Genomic DNA, 21,884 nt, shown 5'->3' with positions numbered 1-21,884 from the left:
GGGAGCCCACGCGTGCGGTCGTCAACCCCCGTCCGAGCGATGACCGCCCTGGCGGTCGCGCTGGCCAGCGCCGTGTCCGCCACGCCGGCCGTGGCCGTGGCTGTGGCCGCCGCGAACGACACGGTGCGCGTCATCGTCACCTACGACGACGTCGCCAGCGCCCGCGCGGTCGCGGGCGCGGTGGGCCGGGACGGAACCGTCACCCGCACGATGAGGCGTACGCCGCACCTCGTCGCGAGAGTCCCCCGGTCCTCGCTCGCGCGGATCCGCGGGACCGCCCACGTGCGGAGCGTGCAGCTCGACATCCCCGAGCACGTCTCTCTCGACAGCAGCCTCAGGCTGACCAACGCCGATGCCGTCCACGCCGACGGGGTCACCGGCGCCGGCAGCACGGTCGCCGTCATCGACACGGGCGTCGACGTCGACCACCCCTTCCTCGGCGGCCGGGTCGTCGCCCAGTACTGCTCCTCGACCCCCTCCGACGCCACCGAGCAGTCGCTCTGCCCCGACGGCAGCACGCAGGACACCAGCGCCGACGTCGACGGGCTCGCCGCCTGCCTCGACGGCACGACGAACCTCTGCGACCACGGCACCCACGTGGCCGGCATCGCCGCTGGCAACGGTGCTGGTCTCGCCGGTGCACCGGCGGCCGGCGTGGCCCCCGGCGCGAGCATCATCGCGATGCAGGTCTTCACCCGCTTCACCGACGACGCGGACTGCCCCGGCGGGGCGCCGTGCATCGCGTCGTACCCGTCCGACCAGGTCAACGCGCTCGACGCGCTCGCCGCCCTCGACTCCGCCCACCCCGAGTGGAACGTCGTCGCCGCGAACCTCAGCCTCGGCGGCGGCCTGTTCACCACCGCCTGCGACGACGATGCCCGCACGACCCCGGTCGACACCCTGCTCGCCCAGGGTGTCGCCACGGTCGTCTCGGCCGGTAACGGCTCGAGCGACGCGGCCGTCAGCCGCCCCGGCTGCATCTCCGCCGCCGTCACCGTCGGCGCGACCGACGACGACGACACCGTCGCGGGGTACAGCAACCGCGGCGCCCTCCTCGACGTGCTCGCCCCCGGCAGCGGCATCGAGTCCTCGGTGCCCGACGACGGCTACGACACCAAGAGCGGCACCTCGATGGCCGCGCCGCACGTCACGGGAGCGCTCGCCGTCCTGCGCGAGAAGAACCCCACGCGCCCCGTCGCCGACCTGGTGGAGGACCTGCGCGGCACGGGCGTCGGCATCACGTACCCCTCGGACGGAGGCACCGTCACCACCCCACGGATCGACGTCCTCGCCGCGATCGGTGTGCCGGTCACCCCGTGCACGCCCCCACGCACGACGGCCCGTGGCCTGGGCCGGTGGCAGGCCGACTACCGCCGCCTCGTGCGCCGGCACGCGGACGCCGGGCGGGTCTGCCTGCTGGCCGCCGTCCGCGCGCAGAGCACGGTGTTCGACGAGCACCGGCCCTTCACCACCGTCGAGGACGCGGCAAGGGTCCTGTGGCCGAAGAACCCGAGGGCCCGGCGGGACACCTTCGACGCCCACCTCGCCGCCCTCTGGCTCAACGTCGCCAGCGGAGCGGTGCGCCTGTCGCAGCCGCTCGACGCCGACGGCAACGGCACCACCGAGACCACCGTCGGCGCCTTCGTCCGCGCCGCGGAGACGACGCGGAACTCGGTGTCGCGCAGTGCCACCGTCCTGACCAGGCTCAAGGGCGTCATCGCACGGGTCAATCGGACCCACTCAGCGGTGTGGGCCGCGCCCATCCACGGGCACCGGCGGCGGTGACCGAGCGGGTCGCGACGGCGACGGCCCTCTCCAGGCTCGCCGGCAGGTCGTCGGTGCCGCGCTTGCCCAGCTCGGCGAGGAGCGCACCGTGCAGGACGTCGCCCGCGCCCAACGTGTCGACCACGTCGACCCGAGGGACCGCCACCTCGCCCTGGGAGCCGTCGGCGGCCAGCCAGCCGACGGGCCCGGCACCCGCGCTCCGGGCGACCCAGCGCGGGCCGAGCCGGAGCAGCTCGACGAGGGAGTCGCCTGCAGGAGAACGGAAGTCGCCCGAGGCGACGAGGACGTCGCCATGGGCCAGCAGAGCCTCGAGCCCCGGCTTCTACGAGCCGGCGTCGAGCAGCACCGGGATCCCCCGGGCTCGCGCAGCAGCCGCGACCACCAAAGCCACCGGCAGGTGGTGCCCGTCGACGAGCACCGCCGTGACGCCGTCGAGGGCCGCCGCCAGCCCCTCGTCATCAGGAACGGACCACGACGACACCCCGGCGGCGTTGCGCGACACCACGGCACGCTCCCCCGTCCGCGCGGTGACGAGCACCGTGGAGACGGGGAGGTCGAACCCCTCGCCCGCGGCATCCACGACGTCGACCCCGTGCGCCGCACAGTCCGACCGCACGACCGACGCCAGCCCGGACGACCCCAGGCAGGTGACGAGCCGCGACGGCACCCCCAGCAGGGCAGCCGTCACCGCGGCGTTGAGCGCGGGACCACCGGCCTCGACCCGCGTCCCGAGCGCGACGACCTTCTCGTCGGCGCCCGGGACCCGCTCGACCTCCTAGACGACGTCGACGGTCGCGAGACCGCAGGCGAGGACCAGGCTCAGGCCACGACCTCCGCGTCGCGCTCGGCGCGGTTCACGGCCGAGAGGATGGCGCGCAGCGAGGCCTTGACGATCGACTCGTGCAGGCCGACACCCCAGAGCACCCGCTCGCCCACGGCGCACTCGACGTACGCCGCAGCGCGGGCGTCGCCACCGGCGGACAGCGCGTGCTCGGCGTAGTCGAGCACGCGGACATCGACGCCGAGCGGCTGCAGCGCCTCGATGAACGCGGCGATCGGGCCGTTGCCCTGGCCGAAGACCGACACCTCGCGCCCGGCGTCGGTGATGACGGCCTCGATCCGGTCCTGCCCGTCGTCGGCGCCGATGATGCTCGAGCGCACCGGCGCGAAGCGGCCCCAGCGCGCGGCCTCGACCTCGCCGTAGAGGTACTCGTCGCCGAACATCTGCCAGATCTGCTCGGCCGACAGCTCGCCGCCCTCGCTGTCGGTGCGGCGCTGGACGACGTGGCTGAACTCCACCTGCAGGCGGCGCGGCAGGTCGAGCCCGTGCTCGGCCTTGAGCAGGTACGAGACGCCCCCCTTGCCGGACTGGCTGTTGACGCGCACGACGGCCTCGTAGGAGCGCCCGATGTCGTGCGGGTCGATCGGCAGGTAGGGCACGCCCCAGTCGATGCCGTCGACGTCGGTGCCGGCCGCCTTCGAGCGCACCGCCATGTCGTCGAAGCCCTTCTTGATGGCGTCCTGGTGCGAGCCGGAGAAGGCCGTGTAGACGAGGTCGCCACCCCACGGGTGCCGCTCGTGCACCGGCAGCTGGTTGCAGTACTCGACGGTGCGGCGGATCTCGGCCATGTCGGAGAAGTCGATCTGCGGGTCGATGCCCTGGCTGAACAGGTTCATCCCCAGCGTGACGAGGCAGACGTTGCCGGTGCGCTCGCCGTTGCCGAACAGGCACCCCTCGATGCGGTCGGCGCCGGCGAGGTAGCCCAGCTCGGCCGCCGCCACGCCCTCACCGCGGTCGTTGTGCGGGTGCAGGCTGACGACGACGGACTCGCGACGGTCGAGGTGCCGCACCATCCACTCGATGGAGTCGGCGTAGACGTTGGGGGTCGCCATCTCCACGGTGGCCGGGAGGTTGACGATCATCTTGTGGTCCGGCGTGGGGTCGATGACCTCGATGACGGCGTTGCAGATGCGCACCGCGAACTCGAGCTCGGTGCCGGTGTACGACTCCGGCGAGTACTCGTAGTAGACGGTCGTCTCGGGGATCGTCTCCTCGAGCTTGCGGCACAGCCGCGCCCCCTGGAGGGCGACGTCGATGATGCCCTCCTCGCTCATCCCGAACACGACGCGACGCTGCAGCACCGAGGTGGAGTTGTAGAAGTGCACGATCGCCTGCTTGCTGCCGCGGATCGCGTCGAAGGTCCGCTCGATGAGGTGGTCGCGGCACTGGGTGAGGACCTGGATCGTCACGTCGTCGGGGATGTGCCCGCCCTCGACGAGCTCGCGGCAGAAGTCGAAGTCGGTCTGGCTGGCGCTCGGGAAGCCGACCTCGATCTCCTTGTAGCCCATCTTCACGAGCAGCTTGAACATCCGCATCTTGCGCTCGGCGTCCATCGGGTCGATGAGGGCCTGGTTGCCGTCGCGCAGGTCGACCGCGCACCACCGCGGCGCCTGCGTCATCACCTGGTCGGGCCACGTGCGGTCGGGGAGGTGGACCTCGATCTGGTCCTGGAACGGCACGTACTTCTGGGTCGGCATCCCGGAGGGCTGCTGGGGGTGGATCACGTCAACTCACGCCTTCGTCTCGTCTGCGGGGGAACCGGCCGGGTGCAGCAGGAACTCCGCGACGAGGGGCGGCCGATTCAGGCCCCGCCGCGGCAGCGAAGGAGGAGGAGGTGTCCGAGACGCACGGTGCCACTGTGCCACGCGGTGACGGCCCGGACCACCCCCGTCCACCGGGCGGTCGCGCCTCACGGCGTCCCGTCGCGGCGCAGCACCGCCACGACGACGGTGCGGCGGACCTCGAAACCGGTGCGTCGGTAGAGCCGGTGGGCCCCCTCGTTGCCCTCGCGCACGTGGAGGATGGGCGTGTCACCGCGCTCCTCGATGGCGCGGGCCGCCGCGAGCGTCACCACGGCTCCCAGCCCCTCGCCGCGGACCGAGGCGTCGACGCAGACCCCGGAGACCTCTCCGTAGCCCGGGGGACGCATCCGCTCCCCCGCCATCGCGACGAGGCGGCCGTCGCGGCGGATGCCGAACCACCGGCCGGTGAGGTGGCCGGTGTCGCTGAAGGGCCCCGGCTCGGTCTCGGCGGCGAGGCGCACCATGTCGGGCGAGTCGGCCGCCCCGAGCTCGACGACCTCCTCGCTCCCGGGCGGCGGGGGCGCCAGGGCCCCCGCGACGTACTGGGTCCCCAACTCGCGCACCAGCTCGGTCCAGCCCGCCGGCGTCGGCTCGACCTCGCCGCGGAGGAAGGCGGCGACGCCGCCCGCGCCGACGAGACCACCGACGGCGGCCCAGCCGGTCGCGTCCAGCCGCTCGACCCCGCAGAAGGGCGCGATGCCGTCGCGGTACCGGCGCGCGGCACCACCGGGGGCGACCTCCGCGAGGTGGGCCTGCGGGCCGGACAGGGCGTGCCAGACGACGTCGTCGAGGACGTGCTGGCCCGGCTCGGTCACCGTCAGTCCCGGATCCGGACGGAGAGGCAGGTGACGCAGCCCTCCAGCTTCTCGAACTCGGACACGTCGACCTCGGTGACCCGGTAGCCCCGCTCGCGGAACGCGGCTGCGGTACGCGGCGCGCTCGCCGCCATGAGGAGGTGGCCGTCGGCCAGGCACACGACGTGGGCGCCGGCCTCCTCGGGGACGTCCTCGTAGGCCGGGAAGGCGTCGCGGTCGTCGACGACCGGGCCCCAGCCGATGACGGTGCCGTCGGGCAGGGCGGTGCATGCCGACTTGAGGTGGAGGACCCGCTCCACGGGCACGGCCTGGACGCGGACCCCGAACTCCCGCAGGTGGCCCGCGAGCTGCTGGATGCCGACCCCGTTGGTGCGACCGCCGAGCCCGACGTAGACCGTGGTGCCGACCCGCAGGACGTCGCCGCCGTCGAGCGTGCCGGGCGCCTCGATGTGGGCGACCCGCAGGCCGAGCTCGTGCGCGGCGTCCTCGACACCGGCCGTCTCGCCGCGTCGTTCCGGCGCGCCCGAACGGGCGATGACGGCGAGGTCGCCGTGGACGACGACCGGGTCCTCGACGAAGACGGCGTCGGCGTGGTCGTCGGCCGGGGCCACCTCGTGGACGGTCCAGCCGGCGTCCCGGAGGGTGTCGACGTAGCCCTGCCACTGGGTGAGGGCGAGCTCGAGGTCGACGGGCTGGCGGTCGATGTGCGTCGTGATGCCCTGCGCGAGAAGCGGACCGGGGCGGCGGACGAGGGCGAGCGGGCGGTTCGCGAGCGTCACGACGACCAGAGCGAGTGGTACGCGTTGATCGCCTGCTGTCCGCCGAGGTGGGCGTAGAGCACCGTGCTGTCGCGCGGGATGTCACCCGTGCGGACGAGGTCGGCGAGCCCGGCGAGCGACTTCCCCTCGTACACGGGGTCGGTGATCATCGCCTCCAGCTCGGCGCCGAGGCGGATCGCCTCCATCGTGGAGTCGACCGGGATGCCGTAGAGGTCGCCGGCCCAGTCGCCGAGGAGCTCGAACTCGTCGTCACGCAGGTCGCGGCCGAGCTCGATGACCTCGGCCGTGCTGCGGGCGATGCGCTCGAGCTGGGCGCGGGTCTTGTCGAGGGTGGCGCTGGCGTCGATGCCGATGACCCGCCGCTTCACACCGGTGAGGTCCTCGAGCGCGGCGAAGCCCGCGACCATGCCGGCGTGGGTGGAGCAGGTGACGGTGCAGACGACGATGGTATCGAAGTGGACGCCGAGCGCCTTCTCCTGCTCGGCGACCTCGAAGGCCCAGTTGGCGAACCCCACTCCGCCGAGGGGGTGTTCGGAGGCCCCGGCCGGGATCGCGTAGGGCGTGCCGCCGGCCTCCTCGACCTCGCGGAGGGCGTCCTTCCACGAGTCGCGGATGCCGATGTCGAAGCCCGCGGGGTCGAGGCGTGAGTCGGCCCCCATCATCCGGGACAGGAGGATGTTGCCGACCTTGTCGTTGACCGGGTCGTCCCAGGGCACCCACTTCTCCTGCACGAGACGGCACTTGAGCCCGAGGTGGGCCGCGACGGCGGCGACCTGGCGGGTGTGGTTCGACTGGTAGCCACCGATGGAGACGAGCGTGTCGGCGCCGCTGGCGAGGACGTCGGGGACGATGTACTCGAGCTTGCGGACCTTGTTGCCGCCGTACGCGAGGCCGCTGCTGACGTCCTCGCGCTTGGCCCAGACCTGGGCGCCACCGAGGTGGTCGCTGAGCCGGCGCAGGTGGTGGACGGGGCTCGGTCCGAAGGTCAGCGGGTACCGCGGGATCTCGTGCAGGCGCATGGGGATGGTCTACCACCGACAACCCGGTGGCGGTCAGGGGCGTCCGTCGTCCAGTCTTGGATGCCGTGACCCCCGACCTGCCGTCCGGCCTGACCGCCCGCCCCCTCGTCCTCGACGACCTCGACGACACCTTCGCCGTGTACGCCGCCGACGAGCTGGCCGACGCCGGCATCCTCGCCATCGAGCGCGAGGACGTGGAGGGCGACTGGGCGCGGCCCAGCTTCGACCTCGCCCGCGACAGCATCGGGGTGCTCGAGGGCCGCCGGCTGCTCGGCGTCGCCGAGGTGACCCGGTCCGGCGGCCATGCCGAGGGCGCGGTGCTGCCCGGGGCGCGGGGGCGCGGCATCGGGTCGTGGCTGGCGGCCTGGACCGAGGCCCGCGCGGCTGAGCTGGGGGCGGGATCGGTGGGGCAGAACGTGCCGGCGGGCTCGACGGCCGACCGGTTCCTGGCCGACCGCGGCTACGGGACGTCGCACACCGCCTGGGTGCTCCAGCTGCCCGCCGGGCGGCAGGTGCCCGAGCGCGAGCTGCCGGCGGGCTACTCCCTCACCACCCTCGAGGGACCTGACCAGGAGCGCGCCGCGCACCGGGTGGTGCAGGACGCGTTCGGCGAGTGGGAGGGCCGCACACCGGAGACGTTCGAGGACTGGGCGGCGACGACGGCACGCCGGCCGGGGACGCAGCCGTGGCAGCTGCGCGCGGTGGAGCACGAGGGGTCGGTCGTGGGGGTGGCGTTCACGATCCTCGACACCACCGGCTGCGGGTACGTGCACCAGCTCGCGGTCGACCGCGCGCACCGGGGACAGGGGCTGGCCCAGGCACTGCTGGCCGACGGGTTCGGCAACGCCCGCGCGCACGGGGCGTCGCTGTTCGAGCTGTCGACGGACACCCGGACCGGCGCCCTCGACCTCTACCTCAAGGTCGGCATGGAGGTGACCCAGACCTGGGTGCACCGGTCGAGGGCGCTCGCGAGGGACTAGGCGCCGAGGGAGCGGACGAGGGTGACGTAGGCGTCGCGCGCCTCGTCGGTCCCGGTGCCCTGCACCTCGGCCCACGCGTCGTACTTCGCACGGCCCACGAGGTTGGTGAAGCCGGGGCGCTTGCCCTGGACGTCGCCCTCGGTCGCCTGCTTGTACAGGGCGTAGAGCCGCAGCTTGGTGTCGTTGCCGGGGTCGCTGGGGAGGGTCTTGACGTCCTCGGCAGCGGCGTGGAACTCGTCCTCGGTGGCCATGGCGCCACTGTAGGGGCGTGCGCGGTGGGTGCGCACGAGCGGGCGGGCACGGGGCGGGTCCACATCTCGCCACGGACGGCTCCCACGGGGGACGATGGGGTCCCCCGACGCGAGGAGCACGACGATGAGCTCGAGCACGGAGACCCACGGGTCGACCACCGGTGACCCGTCCGGCGGGCCGGCCCGCAGTGGCCCGAGCGAGCGCGAGGCGCGCGAGGTCGCCGAGGCGGCGCGCGAGAGCGGGTGGACCCGACCGAGCTTCGCCAAGGAGCTCTACCTCGGCCGCTTCGACCTCGACCTCGTCCACCCGCACCCGCGTCCCGACCCCGAGGACGAGGCGCGCGGGGAGGCCTTCCTCGCCCGGCTGCGCGAGGTGTGCGCCGGCATCGACGGGGAGCGCATCGAGCGGGAGGCGCAGATCCCCGACGAGGACATCAAGGCGCTGGCCGACATCGGCGCGTTCGGGATGAAGATCCCGGTCGAGTACGGCGGCCTCGGCCTGACGATGCGCTCGTACGGGCGCGCGCTCATGCTCATCGGGTCGGTGCACCCGGCGTTCGGCGCGATGCTCTCGGCGCACCAGTCGATCGGGGTGCCCGAGCCGGTGAAGCTGGTGGGGACCGCGGCGCAGAAGGCGGAGTTCCTCCCCCGGTGCGCGCAGGGCGCGATCTCCGCGTTCCTCCTCACCGAGCCCGACGTCGGGTCCGACCCCGCCCGGATGGAGACCACGGCGACGCCCACCGAGGACGGCTCGGCCTACCTCCTCGACGGCGTGAAGCTCTGGACGACCAACGGGGTCGTCGCCGAGCTGCTCGTCGTCATGGCGCGGGTGCCGAAGCACGCCGGTGGGCGGGGCGGCATCTCGGCGTTCGTCGTCGAGGGCACGGCGCCCGGGGTGACGGTCGAGCGGCGCAACGGCTTCATGGGGCTGCGCGGCATCGAGAACGGGCTGACCCGGCTGCACCAGGTGCGCGTGCCGGCCGAGAACCTGCTCGGCAAGGAGGGCGACGGGCTCAGGATCGCGCTGACGACGCTCAACGCCGGACGGCTGTCGATCCCGGCGATGAGCTCGGCAGGGGCGAAGTGGTCGCTGAAGATCGCGCGGGAGTGGTCGGCGGCGCGGGTGCAATGGGGCCGTCCGGTGGGGCAGCACGAGGCGGTCGCGGGGAAGATCGCCTTCATCGCGGCCACGGCGTACGCGATGGAGTCGGTGGTCGAGCTGTCGTGCGCGCTGGCCGACGCGGGCGAGACCGACATCCGCATCGAGGCGGCCCTGGCGAAGCTCTGGGCCAGCGAGATGGGGTGGCTCATCGCCGACGAGCTCGTCCAGATCCGCGGCGGACGCGGGTTCGAGTCGGCGGCGTCGCTCAAGGCCCGGGGTGAGCGGGCGGTGCCGGCCGAGCAGCAGCTGCGCGACGTCCGCATCAACCGGATCTTCGAGGGGTCGAGCGAGATCATGCACCTCCTCATCGCCCGGGAGGCCGTCGACGAGCACCTCAAGGCCGCCGGCGACCTCGCCTCCCCCGACGCCGACCTGGCGGCCAAGGCCCGGGCCGCGGCCGGGGCGAGCGGGTTCTACGCCAAGTGGCTGCCTCAGCTGGTCACGGGTGCCGGGACGATGCCGTCGTCGTTCGGCGAGTTCGGGCCCCTGGCGCGACACGTGCGGTACGTCGAGCGGTCGTCGCGGCGGCTGGCCCGGCAGACGTTCTACGGGATGTCGCGGTGGCAGGCGGCGATGGAGCAGCACCAGCGCTTCCTCGGTCGGGTCGTCGACATCGGTGCCGAGCTGTTCGCGATGTCGGCCGCGTGCGTGCGTGCGGAGATGCTGCGGGCCGACGACCCGGAGCGGGGCCGGTCAGCCCAGCGCCTGGCCGACGCGTTCTGCGGCCAGGCCCGGATGCGCATCGAGGTGCTCTTCGACGAGCTGTGGACCAACACCGACGACACCGACCGGCGTCTCGCGGCGTCGGTGCTGGAGGGTGACCTGACGTGGCTCGAGGAGGGCGTCATCGACGTCAGCGAGGGCACCGGTCCGTGGATCGCGTCGTGGGAGCCCGGGCCGAGCACCGAGGAGTCGGTCTGGCGGCCGGTCCGCTGAGCTGAGGTAGCCGGCCGGCGGTCGGCTACTCCCGTTGCGCGCCAGTGCCGCCACCTCCCGTGGTCGCCTTCTCCGGCGCCTGGATGACATCGGCCCTCCCGTTGCGCGCTTCGGTGTCGCCTACGTCTGTGGTCGCGTTCTCACGCGCGTGGATGGCCGCCCCCTTCCTTTGCATGTCCTCCTCCTCTCGGTCTGTCGTTGCCCCCGAACGCGTGGCTGGCCATCGCTGGCGTCTGCCGGCCTCCCGGGTCACCCGACGTGGCGGTCGGCGGCCCTCCGGCGACGGATGATGGGGCGCCTCCCCCGCAGCTCTCACCGAGTCCTCGCTTGGCGAGTTGCGATGCGCCACCTGAGTCGAATCGGGCTGCGAGTCATCCACATTCGGTGAATCGAACACTTGTGCTACGGGGTCGAGGCGGGTAAAATCGTGGGCAGGGGAAGGGGAAACAATGACCGTCATCACGACACCGGTTCGGGGGAACGCGGCAGGTCCGGAGGAGCTGCTCGCGGTGCTCGACGACGTCGCCGCGGCGCTGACGTCATTGGCCCTTCCTTCGGTCACGGCCGGCGGGCGGGACGCCTGGTCGGACGTGGTGCGGACCTGCCAGCAGGTCATCAACGCCGCGTCCGGGGTACAGGACGCGGCGATCGTGCGGCTGTGCGCGATCGAACCCGACGTCCTCGACGACGGCGAAGTGGTCGAGCGGCACCACGCGCCCGGTCACGTCTCGCTGGACGGGCCGGCGCTGGTGTCCTCCGCCCTGGACGTCACCGCCGTGCACGCCGAGCGGCGGGTGCGTGGTGCGGTCCGGCTCGCCGCCGACGGCGAAGCCGGCACCACCACCTGCACCGGGTTGGGCGGGTTGCACGACGCGATGCGCGCCGGCGCCCTCGACGCGTACCGCGCCTCGGTCGTCGCCGACGAGCTGGAGGAAGCACCACCGGAGGTCGCCGAGACCATCGTCGCCACCCTCGGCGAGCACCTCACCCGAGAGACCGGCCCCCAGCTGCGGCGGCGCACACGACGCCTCATCGCGCGGATCAGCCCCGACCTGCTGCGCCAGCGGGCCAAGCGCGCCCGAGAACAGTGCGGGCTACGGCGGTGGGTCGACCAGCCCGGCGTCGACCGCTGGGAGGGGACCTTCCCCAGTGAGGACGCCGCCACTGCGTGGGCCGCGATCGACGCCCGAGCCCAACAGCTCGTCACCACCGGCACCTGCGACCGCATCGACCGAGCCCGCGCCCAGGCCTTGGTCGACCTCGTCACCGGCAACGCCACCATCACCACCATCGTCATGCTCACCACCCCCGCCACCGACGAGGGACAAGCGGGGGTGCACCCGCCCACGGGGGCCACGGCCACCGCTGGCGAGCACTCACCCGCGACGAACCTGTCCACGAGTGACCCGACGAACCTGTCCACCAGTCACCCCATGAGTACCCACCCCGGCAAAAGCCAGCGACTCGCCGCGGCAGTGGTGGCCGACCCGGCGCTGCTCGGTGGGACGTCGGTGACGCACGGACGAACCAACCCGACCTGCACCACCGACCCGAACGCGACCACCGACCCGACCCGAACGACTGACTCGACCCCCGACCACGGCCCACCCAACCGGGCCCAACGACGACGAACCAGACCCGAACCCGAGGACCTCGTCGAAGTACCCAACCCGCTCGGTGGGGAACCCATGCTCGTCGCCCGCGCCTGGCTCGACGCCCTCATCGCCTCACCCACCACCACCATCCGGCCCGTGACCTGCGACCCGGTCACCGGCGCCATCCGCAGCGACATCACCACCGACGCCTACCGGCCACCCAAAGAGCTCGCCGACCGCATCCGGAGACGCGACGGCAGATGCCGCTTCCCCGGCTGCCACGTCAACGCCCGCTTCTGCGACATCGACCACGTCCGCGCCTGGCCCTTGGGTCCCACCGCCGACCACAACCTCATCTGCCTCTGCCGCCGACACCACCGCATCAAACAACGACCCGGCTGGCACCTCACCCTCCACCCCGACGCCACTCTCACCTGGACCGACCCCACCGGCAGGCGACGCACCACCGCACCCATCGACGCCCTGCGCACCATCACGCTCCCAGGCGCCAACCCGGCGGCAGCGGCAACGGACAACGACGCCGCAGCGGTCGTCCCGCAGGGCAATGCCGAGGCGCCCATGAGCGGCGGCGCGTCGAAGACCTCTCGACCTCGTGACCTGGCGCCAACCCTCCCAGCCGGTACAACAGATGCGCACAGCGCGCTCGAGTTCGCCCTGGAACACCTCCTCGCCAGCTCCGCGCCCGGTCGGGTCGGTCTCCGGTTGGCCCACCGCAGCGTCGAGCTCCACCGGGTGCGTGGGGTCGAGGTGGACGCACCGGCGCGCCGGTGCGTCATCACGAGACGTCAGCGACACCGCCCGGGGGGCGTCAACGAGTTCCCCGACACCCCACCGTTCTGACGCAGGCACACGCCAACTCCCTGGCCAACCGACGTGTTGCGGCGGCGCGCCGAACCGACGAGCTCGTCACCACGCTCGAGGAGTGCCTCGGTGGCGCAACCGCGAGGAACCGGCGGGCGCGTCACGAGGGCCGAGGAAACGACGCGGCACCGCCTCCGCAGGGAACCGATGACCGCGTCAGCGGCGCTTGAGCAGCTCCTCGGCGATCTGCACCGCGTTGAGGGCGGCACCCTTGCGCAGGTTGTCGCCGACGACGAACAGGTTCAGGCCCTTCCCGTCGGGAGCAGCCTGGTCACGACGGACGCGGCCGACGAAGACCTCGTCACGCCCGGTGGCCTGCAACGGGTTCGGGACGTCGGTGACGATCACGCCCGGCGCCTTGAGCAGCAGCGCGAGGGCCTGCTCGGGGTCGATGTCGTCGGCGAACTCGGCGTGGATGGCGAGCGAGTGACCGCTGAACACCGGGACGCGCACGCACGTGCCAGAGACGCGCAGGTCGGGGGCGTGGAGGATCTTGCGCGACTCGTGGCGCAGCTTCTGCTCCTCGTCGGTCTCCAGCGACCCGTCGTCGACGATCGAGCCGGCGAGCGGGACGACGTTGAAGCCGACCGGGACGGCGTAGATCTGCGGCGCGGGCAGCGAGAGGGCGTCGCCGTGCAGCGCGAGGTCCTTCGGGTCACCGGCGGCGTACCCGCCGCGCAGCTGCGAGTCGAGCTCGGTCAGGCCGACCCCACCCGACCCGGACACCGCCTGGTAGCTGCTGACGTGCAGGCGGACCAGCCCGGCCGCATCGTGCAGCGGCTTGAGCACCGGCATCGCGGCCATCGTCGTGCAGTTGGGGTTGGCGACGATGCCCTTGGGGATGTCGTCGAGGTCGTCGGCGTTGACCTCGGACACGACGAGCGGGACCTCGGGGTCCTTGCGCCACGCACTCGAGTTGTCGACGACGATCGCGCCCGCCGCCGCCACCCGCGGCGCCCACTCGCGTGAGGTGGCGCCACCGTTGGAGAACAGCGCGACGTCGAGACCGGAGAAGTCGGCCGTCGCGGTGTCCTCGACCGTGACCTCCTCGCCCTTCCACGGCAGCGTCGACCCCGCCGACCGCGCCGAGGCGAAGTAGCGGATCTGCTCGACCGGGAAGCCCCGCTCGTCGAGCAGGGTGCGCATGACGTTGCCGACCTGACCGGTCGCGCCGAAGACTCCGATTCGCATGGCTCCAGTCTAGGAGCCCGTCCGGATGGCGGTCGCACGGCTCACGATGCGGGCGCGAAGCGGGCACGAGGCGATGTCAACGACACGTCGCCACCGGCGAACGACCGCGGCACGGACACATCGACCCCTCCCGGTCCGACGCGTCCGTGCCACGGGGCCGTCGGTCGATCGGGCACCCAGGGCGCGCTCCGACGACGGCTGTCGCGGTGTCCGGTCCAGGACCGGGCACCACGACCACCCCCACTGTGACGAGCCGCCCACCCATCCGCCACCCCTGTTGCGAGATCTCGCAGTCCGTGCATGGACTTTTTCTCCGCACGGGAGCGCGCCTCCGCCACGAAGACACGCCCGAACCGGCCCGGCCCAGGGCCCCGTGGACCTGTGACCTGCCTGTGGAGGCCGTGGACCGGCTCCCGCCGCCTAGCCCACCCACCGGATACGCTGGGCGCCGCGGTGACGAGGGGTCGCCGCCGACGAGGGGAGCACGGGCCGCGTGGCGGGCGTCGACGACCGACCGACGACGAGGGGCGACAGCGCTTCGGCGTTCTTCGACGCGGTCCAGGCCTCGATCACCGCCGACGACGGCACCTTCCGCCTCCTCGGCAGCCCCCTGGAGATGGCCGAGCACCTGCGCGACCTCCCGGACCAGACGCACCGCCGGGCCTGGAGCATGTCCGAGGGCTCCTCCCTCGGCGCCCTGCGCCGCGGCCACGAGCAGACCCTGCGCTCCGCGGCCCGCGGCGTCGACTGCCGCTCGCTGATGTCGCCCTTCGCCGTGCGCGTGCGGCTCGTCACCTCCTTCCTCCGCCCGGAGGTGGCGAACTGCCGCATCACCCCGGTCCCGGGCTCGATGCTGCTCGCCGACGACGTCCTGCTCGTCGGCGGCCGCCGCGGCACCCCGCTCGCCACGACCATCTGGCGCACCGAGGACCCCGCGATGGTCACCGCGTCGGCCCGCGCCTTCGAGGAGGTCTTCGAGCACGCCGACCCCCTCGACGAGGTCGCCTTGCTGCCCGCCCTCGACAGCCGCTCCCTCGTCGTCGCGCTCGGGATGATCGACGGCGACACCGACCAGGAGATCGCGACCCGGCTCGGCATCGCACCGCGCACCGTCCAGGTCCTCGTCCGGCGCATCATCGACTGGTGCGGCGCCCGCAACCGCACGCACGCCGTCGCCCTCCTGGCCGGGGGCGACGCATGACCCCGGCGCCGGACCCGCTGGCCGACGAGACCGGCGACACCTCCGACAACGCCCGCGCCTTCTTCGCCTGGGTGCACGGGCTCATCGCCGCCGGCGACCCCCGCGTGCGCGAGCTCGGACAGGTCGACGCCGCCCTGCGTGGCGGGGCCGTGCGCGCCGCTGCCCAGGTGCGCCGCAGCGTCTGGCACATGACGATCCTCCCGTCGTGGGCCACGGTGCGGGCCGCCCAGCCGTTCGCCGCGCTGCGCCACCGCCCCGGCGTCGACCTGCGCTACCTCACGACGCCCCTCAGCGTGCACAACCTCCCGCTGCTGGCCAGCCACCACCACCCCTACCTGCGGGTGGGGCACGTCGTCGACAGCATGCTGCTGCTCGACGGCGCCCGCGTCTTCGTCGGCCAGCCGCACGCCACCACCCCCGTGGCGTCGGTCTACGAGTCGACCGACGCCAGCCTCGTCGCCCGCGCGGTGCGGGTCTACGACGCCGGGTGGCGGGTCTCCAAGGCCGTGCTCGACGAGCAGCAGGAGCCGCCCTTCACCCGGCGGATGGTGCAGATCGCCTTCCACCTCACCTCCGGGGCCAGCGACCGCGAGATCGCCCGCGCCCTGCTCGTCTCCGAGCGCACGGTGTCGGCCGACGTCGCCGAGATCGTCCGACGTCTCGGCGCGAGGAGCCGCACCCAGGCCATCGGCATCATCACCGGCGCGCAGTACTGACGCGACAGCTGACGAGCGTCAGAACCCCAGGCGGCCGAGCTGCTTGGGGTCGCGCTGCCAGTCCTTGGCGACCTTGACGTGGAGGTCGAGGTGAACGCGCTGGCCGAGGAGCGCCTCGATGCCGGTGCGCGCGTTGGTGCCGACCTCGCGCAGCCGTGACCCGCCGCGCCCGATGACGATGGCCTTCTGGCTGTCGCGCTCGACGAAGACGTTGACCCGCACGTCGAGCAGCGGCTTGTCGTCGGGACGCCCCTCGCGCGGGACCATCTCCTCGACCACCACGGCCAGGCTGTGCGGCAGCTCGTCGCGCACGCCCTCGAGCGCGGCCTCGCGGACCAGCTCGGCGATCATCACCATCTCCGGCTCGTCGGTGAGCTGGCCGTCGGGGTAGAGCGGACCGGGCGAGGGCGGCAGGTGCCCGGACAGCACCCGCCCCACGACGTCGACCTGGTCGCCACGCGTGGCCGAGCACGGCACGATGTCGGCCCAGTCGCCCAGCTGGTCGAGTGCGATGAGGTGCTCGGCGAGCCGGTCGCGGTCGACCGTGTCGGACTTCGTCGCCAGCGCCACCACGGGCGTGCGCTTGCCGCGCTTGAGCTCGGCGAGCTCGGCGGCGATGAAGCGGTCACCGGGCCCGATCCGCTGGTCGGCGGGGACGCAGAACCCGATGACGTCGACCTCGAGCAGCGTCTCGCGCACGAGGTCGTTGAGCCGCTGGCCCAGCAGGGTGCGCGGCTTGTGCAGGCCGGGGGTGTCGACGAGGACGAGCTGGCTCGTCTCGCTGGTGACGATGCCGCGGATGGTGTGGCGGGTCGTCTGCGGCTTGCTCGACGTGATGGCGACCTTCTGGCCGACCAGGGCGTTGGTGAGGGTCGACTTCCCGGCGTTCGGGCGCCCGATGAGGCACGCGAACCCCGCGAGGTACCCCGTTGACGTGGACGCGCTCACGGGACCTTCTCCTCGACCTCGGTGGTGGTGCCGGCGGCGTCGTCGGAGACCCGCTCGACGACGACGGTGGCGATGCGGTGGCGCCGGCCGGACATCCGCTCGGCCGTGAGGCGCAGCCCCGCGACCTCGCAGGTGGACCCGAGGATCGGGACCCGCCCGATGGTCTTGCCGATGAGCCCGCCGACGGTGTCGACGGTCTCCTCGTCGATGTCGACGTCGAACAGCTCGGCGAGGTCGTCGACGTGCATCGCCGCGACGACCCGGGTGCGGCCGTCGCCGAGGTCCTCGACCTCGGGGGCCTCGCGGTCGTACTCGTCGGTGATCTCGCCGACGATCTCCTCGAGGATGTCCTCGATCGTCACCAGGCCGGCGGTGCCGCCGTACTCGTCGACGACCACGGCGAAGTGCGTCTGGTCCCGCTGCATCTCGCGCAACAGGTCGTCGACCGGCTTGCTCTCCGGGACGAACGGCATCGGGCGCATCACCTCGGTGACGGCGACCGTGCCGGCCTCGGGGTCGGCGTTGGTGCGGCGGATGACGTCCTTGAGGTAGAGCAGGCCGACGATGTCGTCGACGTCGCGCCCCAGCACCGGGATCCGCGAGAACCCCGAGCGGATGAACAGGCTCATCGCCTGGCGGCACGAGCGGTCGTCGTCGATGGCGACCATGTCGGTGCGCGGGACCATGACCTCACGGGTGATGGTGTCGCCGAGCTCGAAGACGGAGTGGATCATCTCCCGCTCCCCCGCCTCGATGAGCGCGGAGTCGCGGGCGAGGTCGACGAGGTCGCGCAGCTCGCTCTCGCTCTCGAACGGCCCGTCGCGGTAGCCCTTTCCGGGCGTCACGGCGTTGGTGAGCGCGATGAGCAGGCGGGAGAACGGCCCGAGGACGCGCCGCAGCCAGACCGCGGTCGGGGCGGCCGCAAGCGACACCTGCGCGCTGTGCTGCAGCCCGAGGGTGCCGGGCGACACCCCGACGACCGCGAAGGAGATCAGCGCCATGATCGCGATGGCGATGAAGAAGCCCTCGACCGTGCCGTCGACGTAGTCGGTGACCGCCAGCGTCACCATCACGGCGACGGTGGACTCGGCGATGACCCGCAGGAACGAGAGCACCGAGAGGTACGCCGCGGTGTCGCCGACGACCTTGACGAGGGCGCGGGCGCCGGGGCGCCCCTCCTCGAGCAGCTCGTGGGCGCGGCTGCGCGACATCCGCGCGAACGCGGCCTCGGTGGTGGCGATGAGGAACGCGACGAGGGTGGCGACCACCGCAGCGGTGACGAGTCCGGTCATGGGAGGGGTCCTGGCCGGGCCGTCACGCGGTGGGGCGGCCGCGGGTGGCGAGGAAGGTCAGGAGGAGCTGGCGCTGGAGCTCGAACATCTCCTTCTCCTCGTCGGGTTCCGCGTGGTCGAAGCCCAGGAGGTGCAGGATGCCGTGCGTCGTCAGCAGCAGCAGCTCCTCCTCGGTGGCGTGGCCGGCCTCGCGGGCCTGCTTCGCGGCGACCGTGGGGCACAGCACGATGTCGCCGAGCATGCCCTCCTCGGGGTCGGACCCCTCGCGCCCCGGGCGCAGCTCGTCCATGGGGAAGCTCATGACGTCGGTGGGGCCGGGGAGGTCCATCCACTGCACGTGGAGGGTCTCCATCGCGGCCTCGTCGACGAGCCGGATGCACAGCTCGGCCTGCGGGTGCACCCGCATCTGCCCCAGGACGTAGCGGGAGATGGCGACCAGCTCGAGCTCGTCGAGCTGCACCTCGGTCTCGTTGAGGACGTCGATGCTCACCGGTGCGGGCCCCGGTGGTTCTTCTGCTGCTGCTTCTCGTCCCACACGCCGTAGGCGTCGACGATGGCGCCGACGAGGCGGTGCCGCACGACGTCGACCGCGGTGAGCTCGGCGAAGTGGACGTCGTCGAGGTCGGTGAGGATGTCGCGCACGACCCGCAGGCCGCTGCTCGTGCCGCCGGGGAGGTCGACCTGCGTGACGTCGCCGGTGACGACCATCTTCGAGCCGAAGCCCAGGCGGGTGAGGAACATCTTCATCTGCTCGGGCGAGGTGTTCTGCGCCTCGTCGAGGATGATGAACGCGTCGTTGAGCGAGCGGCCGCGCATGTAGGCCAGTGGCGCGACCTCGATGGTGCCGGAGGCCATGAGCCGCGGGATCGACTCGGGGTCGACCATGTCGTGCAGCGCGTCGTACAGCGGCCGCAGGTACGGGTCGATCTTGTCGTTGAGCGTGCCGGGCAGGAAGCCGAGCCGCTCCCCCGCCTCGACCGCGGGCCGGGTGAGGATGATCCGGTTGACCTGCTTGGCCTGCAGCGCCGCCACGGCCTTGGCCATGGCGAGGTAGGTCTTGCCGGTACCCGCCGGGCCGATGCCGAAGACGATGGTGTTGGTGTCGATGGCGTCGACGTAGCGCTTCTGCCCCAGCGTCTTGGGCCGGATGGTGCGCCCGCGGTTGGAGACGATGTTCATCGTCAGCACGTCGGCGGGACGCTCGACGGTCTGGGCGCGCAGCATCTGGATGGAGCGCTCGACCGCGTCGCGGTTGAGCGGCTGGCCGGCCTCGAGGACGTCGAGCAGCTCGTCGATGAGCCGCTCGACGAGGGCGACCTCGGCGCTGGGCCCGGAGATGTGGAACTCGTTGCCCCGGACGTGGATCTGCACGTGGGGGAACTGGCGCTCCATCGTGCGCAGCATCTCGTCGCGCGGACCGAGGAGCGTCACCATCGCGACGTCGGGCGGGACGACGACGGTGTGCTGGGGGACGTGGGGATGGCTCGGCCCGGGCTGCGCGTCGGCGGGCCCGGGCTGGTCGGTATGGGCGTCAGTCATCGTGGGTCAAGTCTACGAGGCGCTGGGGACAGCGAGCACCCGAGAATGCGGGGCTCAGCCCGGGGGCCAGGACAGGGGGCGCCCGCCGAGCACGTGGAGGTGGGCGTGGAACACCGTCTGACCGGCCCCGGCGCCGGTGTTGAACACCATCCGGTAGGCCCCGGCCAGCCCCTCCCGGACCGCGACCTGCCCGGCCAGGGCCACGACGTCGGAGAGCTCCTCGGCGGAGGCCTCGGCGAGGTCCGCCGCGTTCGCCACGTGCCGCCGGGGCACCACGAGCACGTGGGTGGGCGCCTGGGGGCTGACGTCACGGAACGCGACGGAGCGGTCGGTCTCGGCGACGACCGCCGCCGGGACCTCGCCGGCGACGATCCTGCAGAACAGGCACTCGGCTGCGGTGGTCGGGCTCATCCCCCGAATCTACGGCCCGGTCAACCGAACCGGTGACCTGCGCGTCATCAGGGCGTGAGAATGGCCATCGTGAGCGAGCTGGGCACGCCGCGCTCCGCCGACGACGCCGTGACGGAGCTCTACGCCGTGCACTGGGGTCCGCTCGTGCGCCTGGCGTGGCTGCTCCTCCACGACGCCGGGGAGGCCGAGGAGGTCGTCCAGGACGCGTTCGTCGCCCTGCACGGGCACTGGTCCGGGCTGCGTGACCGGGCCGCCGCCACGGCGTACCTGCGTCGGTCCGTCCTCAACGGGGCCCGCTCGGCGCTGCGGCACCGCGGCGTCGAGGAGCGGTGGGCCGCGTCGGTGCGCGGAGGGTCCGAGGACCCGAGCGCCCGCACCGCCCCGAGCGCCGAGGACTCCGCGGTCGCGGGGCTGTCCCGCGAGGCCCTCCTCTCGGCCCTGGCCCGCCTGCCGGTGCGGCAGCGCGAGGTGCTGCTCCTGCGCTACTACCTCGACCTCGGTGAGGCCCAGATCGCCGAGGCCCTCGACATCTCGGCAGGGTCGGTCAAGACGCACGCGAGCCGGGGCCTGGCGGCCCTGCGCACCGGGAGGGAGTGGGCATGAACGACGACGACCGCACCGCGCGGGCCCTGCGCACCGCCCTGGACGACCGGGCCACGCTGGTCGAGCCGTCCGACCGGCTCGACGAGATCCTGCGGCGCACGCGTCCGCCGGGTGTCGTCCGGCCCCTGCGGCCGGCGCGTTCGACCCGCTCGTGGCTGCCGCTCGCCGCAGCCGCCGCGGTGCTGGCGGTCGTGGCCGGGGTGTGGTTCGGCCTCCCGGACCGGCGCGACCCGCTGCCGGGCGGCACCGGCACTCCCGCACCCTCGGCCAGCCCGTCGGTGAGCACCTCGACCGACCCGTCGCCGGGACCCAGCCCCTCCCCCTCGGCCACGGGCTCTCTCGCGGCCCTGCCCGTCTACTACCTCGCGCCGGTCGGCGACGACGGCCGGGTGGCGCGGCTGTACCGCGAGTGGCTCACCGCAACGGGGGTGTCGAAGGACGCCACCGAGCAGGTCCGCGCCCGCGCGGCCGTCGGGCTCGCGATGACGGCCGTTCCCGCCGGCACCGACGGGTACCTGCGCACGTGGGAGGGCGTGTCGCTGGAGGACGTGGCGGTGACCACGGGCGGCATCACGATCACCCTGTCCGGGCCCGGGACGACGGCGTTCCCCGCGGACACCGAGCGGGTCAGCGTGCAGCAGCTCGTGTGGACCGCCCAGGCGGCGGTGGGCCGCGGCACCCTCCCGGTGCGCTTCGTCCTCGCCGACGGCTCGACCCGGATCTTCGGGACCCTGCCCGTGGACCGGGCCTACAACCGGCCCGCGTCACGCGACCTGTACTACGAGGACCTCGCGCCGATCTGGGTCACCTCCCCCACGCGCGGACAGGTGCTGCGCGCCGGGCCGGTGACCGTGGAGGGCGAGGCGAGCGTCTTCGAGGCGACCGTGTCGTGGCAGCTGCTGCGCGACGGCGCCGTCGTCGACGAGGGCCACGTCATGGCCTCCATCGGTGCCCCCGGCCGCGGCACCTACGCCGTCCCGCTCGGGACCCTGGCGCCCGGCTCCTACGCCGTGCGCGTGTACGAGGTGAGCGCGCAGGACGGCACCACGGTCTCCGCCGAGACGACGATGCCCTTCACCGTCCGCTGACGGCCGCTACCGCGCGCCCGACCTCGCGCGCTACAGGGCAGGAAGTGT

19 protein-coding genes and 1 pseudogene are annotated in these 21,884 nt (G+C 73.0%); 8 read left to right on the top strand and 12 right to left on the bottom strand.

Annotated features, from left to right (window positions below; all coding sequences use genetic code 11):
* Positions 1-39: 39 nt before the first annotated feature.
* Positions 40-1,785, top strand: coding sequence for a S8 family serine peptidase (locus tag ACFLFB_RS08290; RefSeq protein ID WP_392545238.1), 1,746 nt, complete (start codon positions 40-42; stop codon positions 1,783-1,785).
* Here ACFLFB_RS08290 and ACFLFB_RS08285 read toward each other — a convergent pair.
* From ACFLFB_RS08285 to ACFLFB_RS08265, 5 genes and pseudogenes are all read right to left on the bottom strand, one after another.
* Positions 1,727-2,473: pseudogene (locus ACFLFB_RS08285) on the bottom strand (PfkB family carbohydrate kinase). The gene ACFLFB_RS08290 and the pseudogene ACFLFB_RS08285 sit on opposite strands and share 59 nt — an antisense overlap.
* 131 nt (positions 2,474-2,604) lie before the next feature.
* Positions 2,605-4,350 (bottom strand): 2-isopropylmalate synthase, encoded by a 1,746-nt coding sequence (leuA, locus tag ACFLFB_RS08280; RefSeq protein WP_392545237.1) that lies wholly within the window; start codon positions 4,348-4,350, stop codon positions 2,605-2,607.
* Positions 4,351-4,535: 185 nt separating this feature from the next.
* Positions 4,536-5,243, bottom strand: coding sequence for a GNAT family N-acetyltransferase (locus tag ACFLFB_RS08275; RefSeq protein WP_392545236.1), 708 nt, complete (start codon positions 5,241-5,243; stop codon positions 4,536-4,538).
* 2 nt (positions 5,244-5,245) lie between these two features.
* Positions 5,246-6,022 (bottom strand): dimethylargininase, encoded by a 777-nt coding sequence (gene ddaH / locus ACFLFB_RS08270; protein ID WP_392545235.1) that lies wholly within the window; start codon positions 6,020-6,022, stop codon positions 5,246-5,248.
* Positions 6,019-7,041: a 1-aminocyclopropane-1-carboxylate deaminase gene (locus ACFLFB_RS08265; protein WP_392545234.1), complete on the bottom strand. Its 1,023-nt coding sequence runs from the start codon at positions 7,039-7,041 to the stop codon at positions 6,019-6,021. The genes ddaH and ACFLFB_RS08265 overlap by 4 nt, the downstream gene beginning before the upstream one ends.
* Positions 7,042-7,106: 65 nt before the next feature.
* Here ACFLFB_RS08265 and ACFLFB_RS08260 point away from each other — a divergent pair, with 65 nt between their 5' ends.
* Complete coding sequence (locus tag ACFLFB_RS08260; RefSeq protein WP_392545233.1) at positions 7,107-8,021, top strand: GNAT family N-acetyltransferase; 915 nt, start codon at positions 7,107-7,109, stop codon at positions 8,019-8,021.
* Here the strand turns inward: ACFLFB_RS08260 and ACFLFB_RS08255 are convergent.
* Positions 8,018-8,272, bottom strand: coding sequence for an acyl-CoA-binding protein (locus tag ACFLFB_RS08255; RefSeq protein ID WP_392545232.1), 255 nt, complete (start codon positions 8,270-8,272; stop codon positions 8,018-8,020). The two genes, ACFLFB_RS08260 and ACFLFB_RS08255, sit on opposite strands and share 4 nt — an antisense overlap.
* 124 nt (positions 8,273-8,396) lie before the next feature.
* On the opposite strand from ACFLFB_RS08255, the gene ACFLFB_RS08250 reads away from it, so the two are divergent.
* Both ACFLFB_RS08250 and ACFLFB_RS08245 read left to right on the top strand, forming a co-directional pair.
* Positions 8,397-10,370 carry an acyl-CoA dehydrogenase family protein gene (locus tag ACFLFB_RS08250; RefSeq protein WP_392545231.1) on the top strand — a complete coding sequence of 658 codons (1,974 nt, stop codon included), beginning with the start codon at positions 8,397-8,399 and terminating at the stop codon, positions 10,368-10,370.
* A 449-nt stretch (positions 10,371-10,819) separates the two neighbouring features.
* Positions 10,820-12,826, top strand: coding sequence for a hypothetical protein (locus ACFLFB_RS08245; protein WP_392545230.1), 2,007 nt, complete (start codon positions 10,820-10,822; stop codon positions 12,824-12,826).
* 177 nt (positions 12,827-13,003) lie between these two features.
* On the opposite strand, the gene ACFLFB_RS08240 is transcribed toward ACFLFB_RS08245, so the two are convergent.
* A complete protein-coding gene (locus ACFLFB_RS08240) occupies positions 13,004-14,038 on the bottom strand; it encodes an aspartate-semialdehyde dehydrogenase (protein ID WP_392545229.1) in 1,035 nt (344 codons plus the stop codon).
* Between the two features lie 493 nt (positions 14,039-14,531).
* Here ACFLFB_RS08240 and ACFLFB_RS08235 point away from each other — a divergent pair, with 493 nt between their 5' ends.
* The gene (locus ACFLFB_RS08235) at positions 14,532-15,239 is read left to right on the top strand and encodes a LuxR C-terminal-related transcriptional regulator (RefSeq protein WP_392545228.1); all 708 of its coding nucleotides are present in this window, start codon (positions 14,532-14,534) and stop codon (positions 15,237-15,239) included.
* Positions 15,236-15,955: a LuxR C-terminal-related transcriptional regulator gene (locus ACFLFB_RS08230; RefSeq protein ID WP_392545227.1), complete on the top strand. Its 720-nt coding sequence runs from the start codon at positions 15,236-15,238 to the stop codon at positions 15,953-15,955. The genes ACFLFB_RS08235 and ACFLFB_RS08230 overlap by 4 nt, the downstream gene beginning before the upstream one ends.
* 18 nt (positions 15,956-15,973) lie before the next feature.
* Here the strand turns inward: ACFLFB_RS08230 and era are convergent, their stop codons facing one another.
* From era to ACFLFB_RS08205, 5 genes are read right to left on the bottom strand one after another with little or no spacing between them, the layout of a single operon-like run.
* Positions 15,974-16,903, bottom strand: coding sequence for a GTPase Era (era, locus tag ACFLFB_RS08225; protein WP_392545226.1), 930 nt, complete (start codon positions 16,901-16,903; stop codon positions 15,974-15,976).
* The gene (locus tag ACFLFB_RS08220; RefSeq protein WP_392545225.1) at positions 16,900-18,195 is read right to left on the bottom strand and encodes a hemolysin family protein; all 1,296 of its coding nucleotides are present in this window, start codon (positions 18,193-18,195) and stop codon (positions 16,900-16,902) included. The genes era and ACFLFB_RS08220 overlap by 4 nt, the downstream gene beginning before the upstream one ends.
* Positions 18,196-18,217: 22 nt before the next feature.
* A complete protein-coding gene (gene ybeY, locus ACFLFB_RS08215) occupies positions 18,218-18,685 on the bottom strand; it encodes an rRNA maturation RNase YbeY (RefSeq protein ID WP_392545224.1) in 468 nt (155 codons plus the stop codon).
* A complete protein-coding gene (locus ACFLFB_RS08210) occupies positions 18,682-19,734 on the bottom strand; it encodes a PhoH family protein (protein ID WP_392545223.1) in 1,053 nt (350 codons plus the stop codon). Before ACFLFB_RS08210 ends, ybeY begins: the two co-directional genes overlap by 4 nt.
* A 54-nt stretch (positions 19,735-19,788) precedes the next feature.
* A complete protein-coding gene (locus ACFLFB_RS08205) occupies positions 19,789-20,145 on the bottom strand; it encodes a histidine triad nucleotide-binding protein (RefSeq protein ID WP_392545222.1) in 357 nt (118 codons plus the stop codon).
* A 69-nt stretch (positions 20,146-20,214) separates the two neighbouring features.
* On the opposite strand from ACFLFB_RS08205, the gene ACFLFB_RS08200 reads away from it, so the two are divergent.
* Complete coding sequence (locus ACFLFB_RS08200; protein ID WP_392545221.1) at positions 20,215-20,748, top strand: SigE family RNA polymerase sigma factor; 534 nt, start codon at positions 20,215-20,217, stop codon at positions 20,746-20,748.
* Positions 20,745-21,836 carry a Gmad2 immunoglobulin-like domain-containing protein gene (locus tag ACFLFB_RS08195; RefSeq protein ID WP_392545220.1) on the top strand — a complete coding sequence of 364 codons (1,092 nt, stop codon included), beginning with the start codon at positions 20,745-20,747 and terminating at the stop codon, positions 21,834-21,836. The genes ACFLFB_RS08200 and ACFLFB_RS08195 overlap by 4 nt, the downstream gene beginning before the upstream one ends.
* Positions 21,837-21,884 lie beyond the last annotated feature (48 nt).

The organism is Oryzobacter telluris (assembly GCF_043099285.1).
Taxonomy (GTDB): Bacteria; Actinomycetota; Actinomycetes; order Actinomycetales; family Dermatophilaceae; genus Oryzobacter; species Oryzobacter telluris.
The sequence above is the reverse complement of the archived record's forward strand: the minus strand, read 5'-3'. Positions and strand labels throughout refer to the sequence as shown.

Excerpts from the sequence above, each read along its gene's own strand:
- ACFLFB_RS08290 (WP_392545238.1), top strand. The coding sequence starts at position 40 with ATGACCGCCCTGGCGGTCGCGCTGGCCAGCGCCGTGTCCGCCACGCCG.
- ACFLFB_RS08265 (WP_392545234.1), bottom strand. The coding sequence starts at position 7,041 with ATGCGCCTGCACGAGATCCCGCGGTACCCGCTGACCTTCGGACCGAGC.
- ACFLFB_RS08255 (WP_392545232.1), bottom strand. The coding sequence starts at position 8,272 with ATGGCCACCGAGGACGAGTTCCACGCCGCTGCCGAGGACGTCAAGACC.
- ACFLFB_RS08250 (WP_392545231.1), top strand. The coding sequence starts at position 8,397 with ATGAGCTCGAGCACGGAGACCCACGGGTCGACCACCGGTGACCCGTCC.
- ACFLFB_RS08245 (WP_392545230.1), top strand. The coding sequence starts at position 10,820 with ATGACCGTCATCACGACACCGGTTCGGGGGAACGCGGCAGGTCCGGAG.
- ACFLFB_RS08240 (WP_392545229.1), bottom strand. The coding sequence starts at position 14,038 with ATGCGAATCGGAGTCTTCGGCGCGACCGGTCAGGTCGGCAACGTCATG.
- ACFLFB_RS08230 (WP_392545227.1), top strand. The coding sequence starts at position 15,236 with ATGACCCCGGCGCCGGACCCGCTGGCCGACGAGACCGGCGACACCTCC.
- ACFLFB_RS08220 (WP_392545225.1), bottom strand. The coding sequence starts at position 18,195 with ATGACCGGACTCGTCACCGCTGCGGTGGTCGCCACCCTCGTCGCGTTC.
- ACFLFB_RS08210 (WP_392545223.1), bottom strand. The coding sequence starts at position 19,734 with ATGACTGACGCCCATACCGACCAGCCCGGGCCCGCCGACGCGCAGCCC.
- ACFLFB_RS08205 (WP_392545222.1), bottom strand. The coding sequence starts at position 20,145 with ATGAGCCCGACCACCGCAGCCGAGTGCCTGTTCTGCAGGATCGTCGCC.
- ACFLFB_RS08195 (WP_392545220.1), top strand. The coding sequence starts at position 20,745 with ATGAACGACGACGACCGCACCGCGCGGGCCCTGCGCACCGCCCTGGAC.